Below are 16,403 nucleotides of genomic sequence, written 5' to 3'. Positions count from 1 at the left end.
TAGGTCCACCCTTTCATCTGTACTAACTGGAGTACAGGGTGAGTGTCCTTTGGGCAATCACTGGCCAATCCAGCCGCTCTAACGCTTTGACAAAACCACTGCCTTCCTGAAACTCCGATTGTTTTAAACGGATCATATTCATCGCTTTAAGCAATCCATCCGGATCGGAAGGTTCATAGAGTACCGCACAATCGTCGGGCAGGTATTCCTCCAATAAGCCAATCCGTGGTGCCACCACCGGTTTACAGAAGGTCAATGCCAGAATCGCACTGCCAGAAGTTGCAATTTGCTTGTATGGAAGAATGATGGAATCGACCGCATCAAAATAGTCCGAATATTCATCATCTTCAATAAAATGAAAATGGGTATGAATATGTCCGCTCTCGAGAAATTCTTCACCGAGATCGTAGTCCTTCACTTTTTTACCGGCAATCAACAAATGGGCCTGATCCGAATCCAACTCCTTGAATGCCTCCAACAAATCATCCACGCCCTTGTAAGGTGACACCTGACCAAAGAACGCATACACATAACTATCCTCCGGTATGCCAAACCGGGAGCGGATATTCACGCCTTTTCCCTGATACACTCCCTTGTAATGTCCATGCGGAATAACCTCGATCCGGCTGGAGTCAATCCCGAACGTCGAACAAATCTCAGAGATCAGGGGTTTGCCCATGACAATCAGCTTGGAGCAGTTTCGGACCAGTATTTTTCTCATCCAATAATCGAAGCGCGTCTTACCGCTGTTGTGAGGCCAGATGTTGTGCACCGTCCAAAACAATTTGGCCCCGCGCAAACGTGCAAAACAAATCATCAATACATATAGAATCGATTTGATCACTGTTGTCAGCACGGATGAACCTCTGTAATAGAAGCTGGGCCAATGAAAATGCAGCACATCATTTTTTTTCAGTTTGAGTAGATCTCTTTTGGTAAACTGTTTTACTTCCCATCCCTTGTTCTCAATGGAATCGGATAACAGCTCATTGAATTTATTGTTCTCAATCATCTTGGGCAGCATATACACCGTCGGATTTTCCATCCAGACACCTCTTACTTTAGTTTCATTCGCACAGGTTCCTCTGTATACGTTCCAACTGCGCGCCTTGCATGAAATCTCATTAAAAATCCTTGCATCATAATTTTGGTATTACGCTTGAGCAGCACCCAATCTTTCCACCAGGGATACAGCGACAGTGCTTTTTTCAAATAAACATTATTGCGAAGTGTATTTCTCGACCATTCGAGCATTCGATAATGGTGTAACTGACGACGCTTCTGTTCCTTGGACATGTCATTGTAGTATTTTAATATAATCTTGCGTTGGCCCTTGTACTTGGCCGTTGTAGAGGTTGAAATTCGTGGACCACTATGGATATTGATATCCACCAGCGGTTCTTTCACGTTCACGGCGATGTAGCCTCGTTTCAATATGCGCAGATAAAAGTCATAATCCTGAGCGGATGTCAGATTTTCATCGAATCGAACTTCACGAGCCAGTGAGGTAAGTACCATGATTTTGGACGTTTCCCCAATCCAGTTGAATGTAAGCAGATCCTCATACCGCACAACATCGCGAGGTTCCACCGACAATTTCCGCTTGACCACCTGATGCTGCTCATTCGTGTATGCGAGATACTTGCTGCAAAAGGTAAACGATTCCTGTGTACGCTCCAGCACTTCCGCCTGGGTTTTTATTTTGTCAGGCATCCATTCATCATCATCATCCAGGAAGGCAATGTACTTGCCATTGGCTTGGGATATCCCTACATTCCGTGCATGGTTGGCTCCTTTGGGATATGGAACCCGGATGTACCGAATCCGTGAATCTTCCCGGGTCCATGCCTGACAGATCTCTGGCGTCTGGTCTTCTGATCCATCATCCACAATGAAAATTTCCAGATACGGATGTGTTTGCTCTCGTACACTTTTCAACGCATTTTTCAATAAATCGGCCCGGTTATGGGTCGTAATGATGCAAGATACCAAGGGGTTCATTTCATCACCTTTTCCTGTTCACTAGGATACCTTCACTTGAAGTGCATCATATATTCCTGACAATCTGCCTACGAGTAGATTCATATCGAACTTATCCGATATAATCTCTCTGTTATGTGAACCCATTCTCGCTCTAACCTCTTCATCTGTAATGAGATATTCCAGCGCTGATGTCAGCCCGTGCACATCTCCCGGCTCGATTAACAGCCCATTATGACCGGATGTAATCACTTCGGGGATGCCTCCGACGGTGGTCGATATAATGGGCAAGCCACAATTCATTGCTTCAAGTATGGCCATAGGTAATCCCTCATGATAAGAAGGCAGGACCAGTAGATCCGCTTCCCGCAAGAGCTTTTCCTTTTGCTCTCCGTTAATCCAGCCGAGTACATTGACACGATCCTCTATTCCATACTGCTGCACGATTGCTTTGACTTCTTCGACTTCACCATCCCCTGCCAGATTAAAGGTAGCTGTAACGCCTAGCGCCTTCAATTGCTGAATGGACTGAAGCAGATCGTATACTCCTTTTCGCTCACCCAGTCTGCCCATGAAAAGAGCATTAACAGCTGTTTGTTGTTCTCTCACAAACGGTTCTTTGACAAAGACCCCGTTATAAAGAACCTCAATCGCTGTCTCCGGCACAATCGTAGCAAAGTATTCTTTCCACGTCTGGGACAAGACAATCAACTTGTCTGCCTGATTCAGAATGTAGTGACAATACTTGCGCTGCAGAGCAAATTGATTGTAGAAATCATCAAAGCTGGCCGCATGAATATGCAGAATAACTGACTTTCGAAACAACTTTCGTGCGGTTAGCAGAAATAGTGACTTCCGATAAAAGCTCCCGTTGTTCGCCATATGAATATGCACGATATCCGGCCTGAACGTGTACAGTTTCATCCAGAATTGAATGAATCCCCGTATAAAAATAAGCAGCCGCGAGAACACGCTGCCCGTGATATACGTTTCGACCCGCTGCATGGCATACATTTCAGAGATGGAGGAATCCTCAATGTTTTTGATGACACTCACAATTCCGCCCATATCCTTCAAGGATGATCCAACAACCAATACTTTTGGTTTCATGATAGACTCCTTTTTTCATGGTTAATCTTCATACCTCTTACAGACTATTCACGTAATTTTTAATGGATGAGATCAGATCAGACTGTTTTCTCACATAGGGCTGGAACGTCAGCTCTTCTATGCAAGGAACCAACTTTTGCAATTCAGCCCGACTCTCCGCGACGGCCACATAGCCGTTTTCCTGAAAAACCTTGGAGATTTCAAGCTGATGGTCATCCACATGCTCGCCCCATTCTTTCCGGCGTGGAATGACGATAACCGGCTTGCCACGTTCAAGACAATTTGTAATGGAGCCAACACCCGCATGAGAAATAATGCATCTGCTTCGCACCACATATTCATTCATCTCTTCCTGCGTGAGGAAAGGAATCACAGTGAAATTTCGCGGCTGATACTCGGTATATCCAGATTGGGCAACAACCTCTTCTTCAATAATTCCTGCCTCAATCGCCTCATCAATAAGCTCAAACATCCGATTGAAGGGAAACCGCTGGGTTCCAACGATAGCAAATATCAAAATAAAGCCCCCCTGTATTTAGCATTGGGATAGCTATCCTGCAACGTTTCCCATTGGATGAAGAACTCATCCGAGATTTTGTACATCAATCTCCCGGTTGCGCTGGAGGAATAGATTTTGGCATAACTTTCGATATAAATCAGCTTGGCACCAAAGATTTTACCGATAAGGCAAAAAGGGTAGGTAGCACCGGCCCCTGTTGTAATGATCACCTTTGGACGCTCACGCAGATATAGAAAGAACGACTTGATAATATTAGCCACAAAGATTAGCAAGAACATCGCATTTTTACGCTCTTGCTGCATTAAGAAGTATACTTTGCCCTGTGCAGAATCTACTTTTCTGCTTTTATTCTTCTCGGTAATCAGGAAATAATCATGTTCTTCAACCGCAGGAATAATTTTGGTTAATTCATCAAAATGACCGCCTGTAGAACTGATCAAACAGACCTTCATGTTCTAATCTCCTTTGAAAAGGATACGTCCTTGGCTCGCTGTATCTGTATATCCACTTCTGCTTCAGCCCCTGACTTGGAATGAACTCCATTTCCCGTAGCATATAACGCGTTCAGGAAGATACAGAATGGAGCAATCAGATGAACCGTGGACAGGGTATTGTCAAAAAAGGAATAGGTCAGGAAACCGATAATCATACCGGCAAAATACAACCTGATCATGCCGCCCAATCGGAAGTAAACAGCCCGAAACACCAGCAGCAGCGATAGAAATAACAGGATGGCTCCAACTAACCCGCCATCGTAATAAAAACGAATGTATTCATTATGAGGAACAACGAATCCAGAAAAAATACTTCCATCATTTGCTACAAGAGTTGAGCCGAGTCCACGTCCAAAGATCGGATACTCATTTGCTTTGCCAATAAAATAATTCCAGGCTACATCCCTTCCCGACAGGCCTTTGCTCTCTGACCTCATTTCATAATTGTCCCACTGCGCAATTACCATATAGGCCACAGCGACAACGAACATAATGAGAGGAATAATGGCACTGACTCTGCCTTTGATGAAGGCTTTCAGTTGATCAAAAAGATAGACCAGAATAATCGGAATAAGCGCAATAAGTGGCCCCCTTGTTCCCGTCTGGACCAGAATGACCAGATGTGTCAAGGTAAGCATGTAATACAGAACAACATGATGGCCTTGCCTGATCTGAATCAGACAGACACAGATGGAGATAAAACACAACATGGCCAGATGCGCGGCGATGTTGGCTCCCTGTAACCGGGTTACACCCGACATCTCCAGGTTAGTAATGGACAATATGCCGGCGAGTTGCAGAATATAACCACCAGCCAGACTGAACAGCGGCAACCATGCGAGTACACGTATAATTCGTTGACTGATCTCTCTTGAAAAATGGGGCATCAGCAACAAAAAAGGAACAATGACCCCCAGAAAGGCCTTGAATGGATCGAGCGGACTAACCTTACTGGGCAGATCAGATAGAAAATAACTCTCCACAAATAAAAAACCAATCGCCAGTGCAGGATATATCAGATCTTTGCGAATTCCAAAGCGTAAAAAAAGAGAGACAACAAAACCCAGAATCGCCAGCTTGTAGAAGGACAGCGAATCCAGTCCTGCCATATGAATGCTAAATATTTTGTCAATGGACAAAGAAAAACTTACGATGAGAATCATAAAAATCCAGCTGGGCTGTTTAATATAAACGCCCAGCAGAATCACAGCTATGAGTGCAACAACCGAGACTAGCGGAAGATAGATTGCTGCGAAGACAATTACCAGCGAAAAAAGAATGATATTAAACGACTTCATATTTAATGCAGCAAGTATACCGGTCTTTTGCATATCTGCTATGCCACCTCAAAGCCAGAATCGTGTTTCAAAACGCATCCTTCGAACCTACCAGCACCTTGAACGTTCTGAAGATAATTTTGATATCCACCATCATGCTGCGCTCACGGGCATACGTCAGATCCAGCTCTACCATTTCTTCAAAACCAACACTGTTTCGTCCGCTAACTTGCCATAATCCCGTACATCCCGGGATCATCTGAAGGCGTTGTCTGTCGTAGGAAGTGTAGTTCTTCACTTCTCTGGGCAGAGCCGGTCTAGGTCCAACGAGACTCATCTCTCCTCTGAACACGTTCCACAACTGTGGCAACTCATCCAGACTGGTTTTCCGAATGAACTTGCCAATGCGGGTAATGCGGGGATCATTTTTCATTTTGAACATATTCCCGTTCACTTCATTCTGATCAATCAGCTGTTCCAACAGATCTTCTGCATTTGCAACCATGGACCTGAATTTGTACATATGAAACTCTTTTCCATTCTGTCCGACCCGTACCTGACGAAAAAAAACAGACCCCTGCGGGGCCTCTATTTTGATAAGTAATCCGATGACCGCAAACAAGGGGCACAAAATGATCAAACCTATGAAAGAACCCAGCAAATCGAGCATTCTTTTCATAAATAGATACACTTTATCCGCATTTTGTCCTGACATCGTTGATGCATTGTACCCCAGACTTGGGTCCATAACGATCTCCGCTTCCTTCGTTTGGGGAGATGGACTCATTCAAACTCCCCCCCGGCTACATGTTCTACCGACTCTTTTTCCAGAATCTGTTGCAGAGCTTGCAGCATTGGAATTCTAAGTTCCTGTTTTTGAAGAGCAAAGTCGATGGTTGTCAAAATGAATCCCAGTTTCTCGCCCACGTCATAACGTACTCCCTCGAAATCGTAAGCATACACTCCTTGTGTCTCATTTAAGCGCTGAATCGCATCTGTTAATTGAATCTCTCCCCCTTGACCAATCTCTTGTTGCTCCAGATGTTCGAAAATCTCTGGACTCAGTACGTATCTCCCCATAATCGCCAGGTTGGAAGGCGCTGTGCCTTGGGCAGGTTTCTCTACGAACCTGAGAACCTCTGTCAAACGGCCATCCGATTGAAGCGGGTCCACAATGCCGTATCTGTCTGTTTGTTCAGCAAGTACGGTTTGTACGCCAACAATGGAATGTTGAACCTGATCATATTGATCAATCAATTGTTTGGTGCATGGAACTTCCGATACGACGATGTCATCTCCGAGCAACACGGCAAAAGGTTCGTCACCGATAAAGTTACGTGCACACCAGACAGCATGACCAAGTCCTTTGGCCTCTTTTTGTCTTATGTAGTGGATATCCACGTTAGAGGATTTGCGAACCTCTTCAAGCAGGCCCAGCTTCCCTTTTTCCAGCAAGTTATGTTCCAATTCAAAAGCGTTGTCGAAATGATCTTCAATTGCCCGTTTCCCTTTACCGGTTACGATAATGATGTCTTCAATTCCAGAGGCAATGGCTTCCTCAACGATATACTGTATGGTTGGTTTGTCCACAATAGGGAGCATTTCTTTGGGCATCGCTTTTGTGGCTGGCAAAAATCGTGTACCTAGTCCAGCTGCAGGAATGATTGCTTTTCTCACTTTTTTCATAAATACCACCCTATCCTCTTTTTTTTTAGTTTGGTAAAAGTTGAACCAGGGCATCTAACCCGTCCTCACGTCATACCTTCGACGATTAACGTCTAAGGTTCATTGAACTGAACCCACAGCATGACCGAGTGCCTACAGTGATAAAGGTACAGTAGACATTACCTGTTTACTTGGGAGCATTGGATGGAAGGTTTACTTCTCTCCGTAGCCCACCGGAACTGCAACGTTTTTGATATTGTTCAGGATTGCGCCCAGGATTCGTGCATTCACATGCTCCAGAGCAGCCTTGGTTTTCTTCACCAGTTCCTTCTTGACCTTGCCCGAGTTCACGACCAGAAGCACGCCATCACACAGCGAACTCACAATGAGTGCATCCGTTACCGCGAGCACTGGCGGTGTATCAAACATGATGACATCATATTGATCCTCTAACTTCTCAATGAGCCTTTTCATCCGGTTGGAACCAATCATCTCGGAAGGGTTCGGTGGAATTGGGCCAGAAGTGAATAATTGGAGATTATCGATATAGCTCTCTCTAAGCACGTCTTCCACACTGTACTGATTAGACAGCACACTACTCAGACCGATATGATTCGGTACGGAAAACACCTGGTGCAAGGAAGGATTACGCAGATCCGCATCGATCAGCAGAACTTTTTTGCCTTCCTGGGCATAGGTTACCGCCAGGTTGCTAATGGTTGTGGTCTTGCCTTCGCCGGCTTCGGCTGAAGCCACCATGATCTTTTTGATATGACTATCGATTGAGGAGAACTGAATATTGGTCCGTAATTTACGGTATCCCTCCGAGATTTGAGATTTGGAGTTAAAATAGGTCACCAGACTGTTATTTTCATTGGTTAGCCGCGACATATTTGCCATCCCCCACTTTCTGTTGAGATACGTAATTTTTCGTATTTTTCAGATCATCTTTTTTCATTTTGGATATAACCGTAAGCACAGGCAGGCCCAGTTCTTTTTCAAGTTCGCTTTCGGATTTGAATGTGTCATCCAGATAATCCATCAGGAATACAAGTGCAATCGCGAGCACAAGACCTGCGAACAGACTGACAATGATGCTTAATGTGGTTTTCATATTGATTGGAGATGCGTTACTATCCACTTTTGCTTCACTGAGGATAGCCACATTATCGATTTTCATGATTAGGGGGATTTGAGATTGGAACACGTTGGAGATGGCATTGACCGTTTTGGCGGCTTTTTCGTAGGTAGTCCCTTGTACAGTTATGCTCATCACTTGGGATTCGCTGGCTGTAGAGACGGAGGTGCTGTTCATGAGCTGAGCAGAGGTTAAGCCCAGGTCTGGATACGTAGTAGCGACTTTATCCATAATGGCGGAAGATTTAATAATTTCTCTGTATGAGTTAATGAGTTTGATATTGGTTTGGATCATGCTGAAGTCCATCATCGCCTGACCTTGAACGTTAGAAGTCTGGTTCACGATCAGTTTGGAACTTGCTTCATAGATGGGCTGGGTGAAGAAAATGCTTTTGACCCCTGCACCCACACCGGCTATCAAAGCAATTGCAACAATCAACCACAGTTTCTTTTGTAAGAGTCGAAAATATCCTTTCAGTTCCACTTTCATTCCTCCTATACGTTGTGATCTATCCTATGTAACTACCAGATGGACAGTAGCCATTTGCGAGGTTTCCAGCGTTCTGTGACCAGACACGAATTCGATAGAATGTGCGACGCATTCTCTGCCAGCCGCTTAACGGCTTCAGCTCCAAATCGACGCTCGATAGCCCGCTCTCCTTCACTTATAGCAAATGTCCTTTTGCACGTATCATGTGCATCTGATGAAATGAAATGAAACCCGTTTTCTTTGCAAAAATGAAAACACCACTGCCGAACTTTCCGTCCGAAAAGCCCAGTGAAAGATTGAGCTGTGAGCTGACATAGTCCGCCTTGACTCAAGTAATCAGCCAACAACCTTGGCTTCTTCAAAATGACACGATTACGTTCCGGATGAGCAATAATAGGGGTGATTCCCGCTATTCGTAATTCATGCAGTATCCTGGGGAACTGTGAGGGAATATGACCAAAGGGCAGTTCCAGCAACATGTAACGACTTCCGGCGAGTGTGCAGCACTTTCCTGCATATAAGTCTCCAATCAGGTTGTCATGCACCCTGATCTCCTGTCCGGGACGGATCTCCAGGCGAATGTTACGTTTGCGAAGTTCTGCGTGAAGCAGGTTCACGGCCTGATTGACCACCATCGGTTCATTGTTGTATTGCCCGTTCAGGTGATGCGGAGTAGCAATAATGGAGGTAATTCCTGAGGCTGTCGCCTTCTCAGCCATCGCAACGGACTGCTCCATTCGAACAGGACCATCATCCAGGCCGGATAATATGTGGCAGTGCATTTCAACCATATCCAAACTTCCTGAAATAGTATGAGCCCCCTCGCCCCTTTATTCATTGCGCAAATGCTTTTGGTGTTAAAGAACTAATGCATAACGCTATGAAATATAGTAAAATGGCGTTAAGTACATGTTTTGTTCAGAAAATGTTAAGAATCGACTTGGAATTATATGGTGAAATCAATGTAATGATAGGGTTCCTGCAGAGCCTTTTGTTCTGTTGCCTTTTCATACTGAAAACGGGAAACCGCGGGAAACTGAACTTCAGTAAGCATTGTGTTTAACTGTCCAGTTATATATAGTTTCTGTTCGTGCTGAATATGCAAGTTTGAATGATACATTGTGAGCTCTCCGAAGGGCTGTTTCCATTGCAACCTTGCGTGAAGTCGTACACATACATGTTGATCTTCAACATCCAAACCAATGAGCATTTCTGATGATACCGGCAAGTTCAGGTCGCTCAGGAAGGTGATTGCTTGAGTGTCCATTCCAAGTAACAGAACAGGGCGTCTTTTGCGGTCTACCATTTTCCCTTGAAACTCCTGAATGTACATATGGACATTTAATTTCATATCAGCCCATTCCTGAATTATTGAATACATGGTTTCATTCCTTTAGAATGGATTAGCCTACATGGACTGCCTCCACTTCCTTCTCACAGGTATATGGTCCAGGCAACAAGGAGATACTTAAAATATTCCAAATGATACATTTTGTAACTCCATACGTCCAATTTACGATACAATACGTATCATGTCAAGCGGTATTTGGACATGGTTCTTTTGATTTACGACAATTTGAGATGTCCTTAGACAGACCTATTTACAAATGGAAATGAGTTAAAGGAAACACATGAGGAGTTACTCTTTTGCAGGAAAGCTGCCCTGATCAAACACTTGGCTCAGGATTGTTTCAATATATATTTGATGTCGTTCAGGGGGAAATAGCTTATGAGCTACGGAAATCGCATTGCTGAATTACGGGAACAGCGGGGACTTACTCAAGAAGAACTTGCGAGCTCCATTCATATTACCAGAGCTGCTCTCTCCCACTACGAGAAGAACCGTCGTAAACCGGATTTCGAAGTGTTAACGAGACTTGCTGACATCTTTGAGGTGTCTATTGATTATCTTATAGGACGTACAAAGCAAAGCGATGTTGTGATGGATGAAGATGTACGTGAATTCGTTGATACCTTGGAGTTGTCGGATAAGGAAGTGTTGGAACGCTTCGATCTGATGATTGATGGGAAGTCTTTAACAGAAGAAGAGGCACGTCGTTTTATTGCGTTTGTCCGAATGGAACGCAGTATGGACTAAACCCGAAAAGAGGACCCAGTTCCCGAGAGATAACATCTCTGGCTTCTGGGCTTTTTTTGTGTCTTAATTCCCTTTCATTCCATGCTTGTCTATTGTGTCAAGGACGCTTGTTGTTGACGGAGGATACGAAATGGTTCCAACGCTCCGGGTCGATTCCGCATTGCAGTAAAACCTTCATGATGTCCATCTGGGTTGCTTCGACTTGTTTACCTGTCGGCCTACGATCGTCCCTGTTTGGATGCTTCATATTCATTCCGCTAACCTCTCTTATCTTTATACTTTCCCTGCCCTCCAAAACTAGCCTTATTATACTTGAGAAAGTTCCTTGATGTTGTCGTCTCATGGCGATAACGTTTTTTGAAGGGGTTCTAATTTTGTCGAAAGCAAAATAGGAGCAATATGGTGCCGGGATGGCAACCATATTGCTCCTATTATTCTTAATACAACCTGTTCATGCACTTATACGTTTGAACAAGGAAGTTCTTAACCTCCAGCACGTGCAAGTTCACGCATATTCGCTTCAAACGCTGCAAGCAGCGCTGCGTCTCCAGTCAAACCTGTTGCCTGAATCCGTTCGATCTGTTCTGTCATACGTTTGAAGTCCTTCGGAATAACCCGAACGAACTGATTCAGCGCATCTTGCCAGTTATCCAGAACGCGCTGACCGACAGCACTTCCTGTATTGGCAACATGACGTTGAATCATGCCTCGCAGATCTGCACTTTCTGCCACATCTTCGATACGCTCCAAAAGAACCATTTCCAGATTACAACGTTTCAGGAATGTGCCTTCCGGATCATACACATAGGCAATACCTCCGGACATCCCTGCTGCAAAGTTACGACCTGTATCGCCCAGTACAACGACACGTCCACCTGTCATATACTCACAACCATGGTCGCCTACCCCTTCAACGACTACTTTGGCGCCCGAGTTACGTACAGCAAATCGCTCACCCGCAATACCACGGATATACGCTTCGCCGCTTGTTGCTCCGTAGAGAGCCGTGTTACCGATAATGATATTATCTTCCGCCTCAAACGTTGCTTTCGGAGAAGGCATCACGATCAGTTTACCTCCGGACAGTCCTTTACCTACGTAGTCATTGGAATCCCCTTCAACGGTCAAGGTCATACCTTTAGGTACAAAGGCCCCAAAGCTTTGTCCGGCAGAGCCGACAAATTTGAATTTAACCGTATCTTCAGGCAATCCTGCGAGTCCATATTTGCGTGTGATCTCACTACCCAAAATGGTACCTACTGCACGGTTAACGTTTGTAATTGGAAGCACCGCTTCAACCGGTTGACCGGATTCAATAGCAGACTGTGCCAGTGGCAGCAATTGTTGCATATCCAGCGTTTCTTCCAATTGGTGATTCTGATGCTGTGTGCGGTAACGTGCAGAGCCTTCCGGCATTTCAGGCACGTGCAGCAATACAGACAGATCCACACCTTTTTTCTTCCAGTGATCTACGGCTTCTACCGTTTCGAGGCAATCTGTACGTCCGACCATCTCCTGAATCGTACGGAAACCAAGATCAGCCATGATCTCACGCACATCTTCAGCAACAAATCGCATGAAGTTAACCACATGAGCTGGATCACCCATATAATTTTTACGCAATTCCGGATTCTGTGTCGCTACACCAACCGGACAGGTATCCATTTGACAGACACGCATCATGATACAGCCAAGTGCAACGAGCGGTGCTGTAGAGAAACCATACTCTTCTGCTCCAAGCAAGGCTGCAATCGCCAAGTCACGGCCGTTAAGCATTTTACCGTCTGTTTCGAGGACAACACGGTCACGGAGATTGTTCAGCATCAACGTTTGATGTGTCTCTGCAAGACCTAGTTCCCAAGGCATACCTGCGTGGCGAATCGAACCTTGCGGTGATGCACCTGTACCACCGTCATATCCGCTGACTAGGATGATATCGGCACGGCCTTTGGCTACACCAGCTGCGATGGTACCCACGCCCACTTCCGATACAAGCTTCACGTTAATCTCAGCACGCGGATTGGCATTTTTCAAGTCATAGATCAACTCTGCCAGATCTTCGATCGAGTAGATATCGTGATGCGGTGGAGGCGAGATCAGACCTACACCTGGTGTTGAACCACGGACTTCAGCAACCCATGGATACACTTTACGTCCTGGCAGTTGTCCGCCTTCACCTGGTTTAGCTCCCTGAGCCATTTTGATCTGAATTTCATCGGCATTAACCAAGTAGTTGGATGTAACACCAAAACGTCCGGATGCGACCTGTTTAATCGCACTGCGACGGGAATCCCCGTTGCTATCTTTAATGAAGCGAGCCGGATCTTCTCCACCTTCACCGGTATTGGATTTACCTCCAACACGGTTCATAGCAATGGCAAGATCTTCATGCGCCTCTTTACTGATCGAACCGAAGGACATTGCACCTGTTTTGAAACGACGCATGATATCTTCTACGGATTCAACTTCTTCGAGTGGAATGGAATCTCCAACTGGTTTCAGTTTCAGCATGGAGCGAATGGTCAACAGTTGATCATTCTCACCTTGCACAAGTTTGGAATATTTTTTATACAGCTTGTAATCCCCAGTGCGTACCGCATGTTGCAGAGTATGAATGGTTTGCGGATTGAACAGATGCTCTTCTCCGTCGTTACGCCATTGATAATCCCCACCGGAATCCAATACTTTATCGTTACCGTCTTTTTCCGTAAAGGCACGGTTATGATGTGTCAACGCTTCGGCTGCCACTTCTTCCAACCCAATTCCACCGATACGGGAAGGTGTCCAGGTAAAGTAACGGTCAACGAAGTCTGATTTCAGACCTACCGCTTCGAATATTTGAGCCCCACGATACGATTGAATCGTAGAAATTCCCATTTTGGACAACACTTTAGTAACGCCTTTGGTAGCTGCTTTAATGTAGTTTTTCACTGCTTTCTCATGCGAGATACCACGCAGCAACCCTTGCTGAATCATGTCATCCAGCGTTTCAAAGGCCAGATAAGGGTTCACCGCACTTACACCGTAACCCAGCAGCAACGCGTAGTGGTGAATATCACGCGGTTCTGCCGATTCAAGCATAATGCTGACTTTTGTTCTGGTTCCCTGGCGAATCAGATGGTGATGCAGACCTGCTACAGCAAGCAATGCAGGAATGGCAGCATTCTCTGCGTCCACACCGCGGTCAGACAGGATCAGAATGTTATGACCTTTGTCGATGACACGGTCCGCAGCTTCGAAGAGCAGATCCATTGCTTTGCGCAGTCCTTCTGCTCCTTCCGCAGCGGTGAAGAAAATTGGAATCGTCATGGAGCGGAAGCCTGGGCGACGCACATGGCGAATCTTCGCAAAGTCTTCATTCGACAATACCGGTGTATCCAGACGGATCTGGCGACAGCTCTCCGGTTCTGGATTCAACAAGTTGCGCTCAGGTCCAATGGTTGTTGCCGTAGACGTTACAATCTCTTCACGGATTGCATCGATTGGCGGATTGGTTACCTGGGCGAACATCTGTTTAAAGTAGTTGTACAGACGCTGCGGACGATCCGACAGCACAGCCAGCGGTGCATCATAACCCATCGACCCCGTAGCTTCCATACCTGTTGTTGCCATGGGCTCCAGGATTTTACGCAATTCTTCAAATGTATAACCATATGCCAGCTGAAGCTGGGTCACGTTATCATGTTTTGGATCAGGAAGTTCCGGTGCTTCCGGCAACTCGCTCAGATCCATCAAATGCTCATCAAGCCAATCCTGATACGGATTCTCGGCTGCAATGATTGCTTTTACTTCCTCATCCGCGATGATGCGGCCTTCTTGTGTATCCACAAGCAACATCCGACCTGGGCGCAGACGATCTTTGTACAGGATATCTTCCGGTGCGATATCAAGTACCCCAACTTCTGAGGACAGGATAATACGGTCATCCTTGGTTACATAATAACGAGCTGGACGCAAGCCGTTACGGTCAAGTGTTGCACCAATTTGCAAACCATCTGTAAAGGCCATTGCTGCTGGTCCATCCCAAGGCTCCATCATCGTGCTGTGATATTCATAAAATGCCTTTTTGGCAGGGTCCATTCCCTCATCCGTGCTCCAAGGTTCAGGAACCATCATCATGGCCACGTGTGGCAGAGAACGGCCGCTCAGATACAGGAACTCCAGTGTGTTATCAAACATGGCTGTATCCGAACCGTCTGGATTGATGACCGGTTTTACTTTCGCGATGTCGTCACCGAACAACTCGCTCTCGAACAAGGACTGTCTAGCATGCATCCAGTTCACGTTACCACGCATCGTGTTGATCTCACCGTTGTGGATCATGAAGCGATACGGGTGGGCACGTTCCCAGCTCGGGAAGGTGTTTGTACTGAAACGGGAATGCACAAGTGCAATAGCCGATTCAACAAGGTCTTGCTGCAGATCCAGATAGAACTCTCCCACCTGTTCCGTTGTCAGCATGCCTTTATATACAATTTTGCGACAAGACAAGCTTGGAAGGTAGAATGAACCGCCTTCTGCTTCATCTGCCGAATAACGAATAGCCAGCTCAGCACGTCTGCGAATAACATACAGCTTACGCTCGAATCCAAGCTCATCCTTCACATCTGCTGATCTTCCAATGAACACCTGACGTACATAAGGTTTCGCTGCAAGTGCAGAACGGCCAAGCATTTCATCAAAAGTAGGAACATCCCGGAAACCCAGGAACGTCTGTCCTTCTTCTTCAATAATCTTCTTGAGGCTCTCTTCGTGCGCACTACGGATGGCAGGGTCTTGGGACATGAACAACATCCCTACGCCATAGAAACCCTGTTCAGGCAATGCAAAACCAAGACGTTTCGCTTCCGTTGCAAAATAGCGATGTGGAATCTGAATCAGGATACCTGCTCCGTCACCGGAATTTGGTTCACTTCCCTGTCCTCCACGGTGCTCCATGTTACTAAGCATGGTCAGTGCCTGACTAACGATATCGTGTGAAGGTACTCCTTTGATGTTGGCAACAAAACCCATTCCGCATGCGTCTTTTTCGAACTGCGGGTCATACAGACCCTGTTTTGGAGGTAATCCGATGTGTCTCATGGAACGCAACCTTTCTATAATGAAGTATTTCGGAAAGATCAAGAACATAGGCAACAGGCAACAATGAAACGGGAGGAGCTGGCCTTTCGCTTGCGATAGAGCCTGCTAGATAGAAGAGGTGACAGCATGAGACTGTCAAAAATAATGCCTGCTATTGGGCAGAAGCCATTAGATGAGATGAGCTGATCCGGACGATCCGGCAAACAGCCTGTATAAATCAACACGCAGCCGCTGGCACGACTACTGAAATGGAGCGACGTTTTTTTGATATAGTTCTATTATTTTAACACCGACCTAACATCAGCGCAATTTAAACTTTTTAATACCTCTGATAAGAAATGTTTTGCAGTACAGCTTTACAGTAGTGACGTTTAAATTCATCTCTTTTTCGAATAATTATACACTTTTTAAGCCAGAGTACAACTGAATTAAATTGCTGACAGAAGAAAATCGTTCCATGTACAGCCTAGGTTTATCCATAATTCCACCAAATTTTCACTGCTTAAGCCAGCGAAACTTTACTTCTCTATGCATTTGTATACAAAATAGC

Annotated in this window: 15 protein-coding genes; 1 reads left to right on the top strand and 14 read right to left on the bottom strand. The window is 45.5% G+C overall.

Annotation, left to right across the window (positions count from 1 at the left end; translation table 11 throughout):
• Positions 1–22: 22 nt before the first annotated feature.
• From IFU39_RS13070 to IFU39_RS13015, 12 genes are all read right to left on the bottom strand, one after another.
• Positions 23–1,045, bottom strand: a complete 1,023-nt coding sequence (locus IFU39_RS13070) for a glycosyltransferase (protein WP_091015436.1) — start codon at positions 1,043–1,045, stop codon at positions 23–25.
• An 11-nt stretch (positions 1,046–1,056) separates the two neighbouring features.
• Entirely contained in the window at positions 1,057–2,001 is a 945-nt protein-coding gene (locus IFU39_RS13065; RefSeq protein ID WP_192133069.1) for a glycosyltransferase family 2 protein, read from the bottom strand.
• Positions 2,002–2,022: 21 nt separating this feature from the next.
• Positions 2,023–3,090: a glycosyltransferase family 4 protein gene (locus IFU39_RS13060; protein ID WP_192133067.1), complete on the bottom strand. Its 1,068-nt coding sequence runs from the start codon at positions 3,088–3,090 to the stop codon at positions 2,023–2,025.
• Positions 3,091–3,127: 37 nt separating this feature from the next.
• On the bottom strand, positions 3,128–3,607 hold the full coding sequence (gene pssE, locus IFU39_RS13055) for a PssE/Cps14G family polysaccharide biosynthesis glycosyltransferase (RefSeq protein ID WP_192133065.1): 480 nt from the start codon (positions 3,605–3,607) through the stop codon (positions 3,128–3,130).
• Positions 3,604–4,062, bottom strand: coding sequence for a PssD/Cps14F family polysaccharide biosynthesis glycosyltransferase (pssD, locus tag IFU39_RS13050; protein WP_036611329.1), 459 nt, complete (start codon positions 4,060–4,062; stop codon positions 3,604–3,606). The genes pssE and pssD overlap by 4 nt, the downstream gene beginning before the upstream one ends.
• Positions 4,059–5,435 (bottom strand): O-antigen ligase family protein, encoded by a 1,377-nt coding sequence (locus IFU39_RS13045; RefSeq protein WP_192133063.1) that lies wholly within the window; start codon positions 5,433–5,435, stop codon positions 4,059–4,061. The genes pssD and IFU39_RS13045 overlap by 4 nt, the downstream gene beginning before the upstream one ends.
• 34 nt (positions 5,436–5,469) lie before the next feature.
• Entirely contained in the window at positions 5,470–6,168 is a 699-nt protein-coding gene (locus IFU39_RS13040) for a sugar transferase (protein ID WP_036668903.1), read from the bottom strand.
• Positions 6,165–7,067, bottom strand: a complete 903-nt coding sequence (galU, locus tag IFU39_RS13035; protein ID WP_036611572.1) for a UTP--glucose-1-phosphate uridylyltransferase GalU — start codon at positions 7,065–7,067, stop codon at positions 6,165–6,167. The genes IFU39_RS13040 and galU overlap by 4 nt, the downstream gene beginning before the upstream one ends.
• A gap of 192 nt (positions 7,068–7,259) precedes the next feature.
• Complete coding sequence (locus tag IFU39_RS13030) at positions 7,260–7,937, bottom strand: CpsD/CapB family tyrosine-protein kinase (protein WP_091015443.1); 678 nt, start codon at positions 7,935–7,937, stop codon at positions 7,260–7,262.
• On the bottom strand, positions 7,918–8,673 hold the full coding sequence (locus IFU39_RS13025) for a YveK family protein (protein ID WP_197997772.1): 756 nt from the start codon (positions 8,671–8,673) through the stop codon (positions 7,918–7,920). Before IFU39_RS13025 ends, IFU39_RS13030 begins: the two co-directional genes overlap by 20 nt.
• Before the next feature lie 32 nt (positions 8,674–8,705).
• Positions 8,706–9,464 carry a tyrosine-protein phosphatase gene (locus IFU39_RS13020; RefSeq protein WP_091015446.1) on the bottom strand — a complete coding sequence of 253 codons (759 nt, stop codon included), beginning with the start codon at positions 9,462–9,464 and terminating at the stop codon, positions 8,706–8,708.
• A 155-nt stretch (positions 9,465–9,619) separates the two neighbouring features.
• Positions 9,620–10,024, bottom strand: coding sequence for a hypothetical protein (locus tag IFU39_RS13015; RefSeq protein WP_143786500.1), 405 nt, complete (start codon positions 10,022–10,024; stop codon positions 9,620–9,622).
• 378 nt (positions 10,025–10,402) lie between these two features.
• Between IFU39_RS13015 and IFU39_RS13010 the strand changes: the two genes are divergently transcribed.
• Positions 10,403–10,771: a helix-turn-helix domain-containing protein gene (locus tag IFU39_RS13010; RefSeq protein WP_017690127.1), complete on the top strand. Its 369-nt coding sequence runs from the start codon at positions 10,403–10,405 to the stop codon at positions 10,769–10,771.
• Between the two features lie 97 nt (positions 10,772–10,868).
• Here the strand turns inward: IFU39_RS13010 and IFU39_RS13005 are convergent, their stop codons facing one another.
• The gene (locus IFU39_RS13005) at positions 10,869–11,024 is read right to left on the bottom strand and encodes a hypothetical protein (protein WP_017690128.1); all 156 of its coding nucleotides are present in this window, start codon (positions 11,022–11,024) and stop codon (positions 10,869–10,871) included.
• A gap of 230 nt (positions 11,025–11,254) precedes the next feature.
• On the bottom strand, positions 11,255–15,853 hold the full coding sequence (gene gltB, locus IFU39_RS13000; protein ID WP_192133061.1) for a glutamate synthase large subunit: 4,599 nt from the start codon (positions 15,851–15,853) through the stop codon (positions 11,255–11,257).
• Positions 15,854–16,403: the final 550 nt, after the last annotated feature.

The sequence above is a fragment of the Paenibacillus sp. CFBP 13594 genome (assembly GCF_014842675.1).
Lineage (GTDB): Bacteria > Bacillota > Bacilli > Paenibacillales > Paenibacillaceae > Paenibacillus > Paenibacillus amylolyticus_B.
This window is presented reverse-complemented; position numbering and strand designations above follow the sequence as displayed.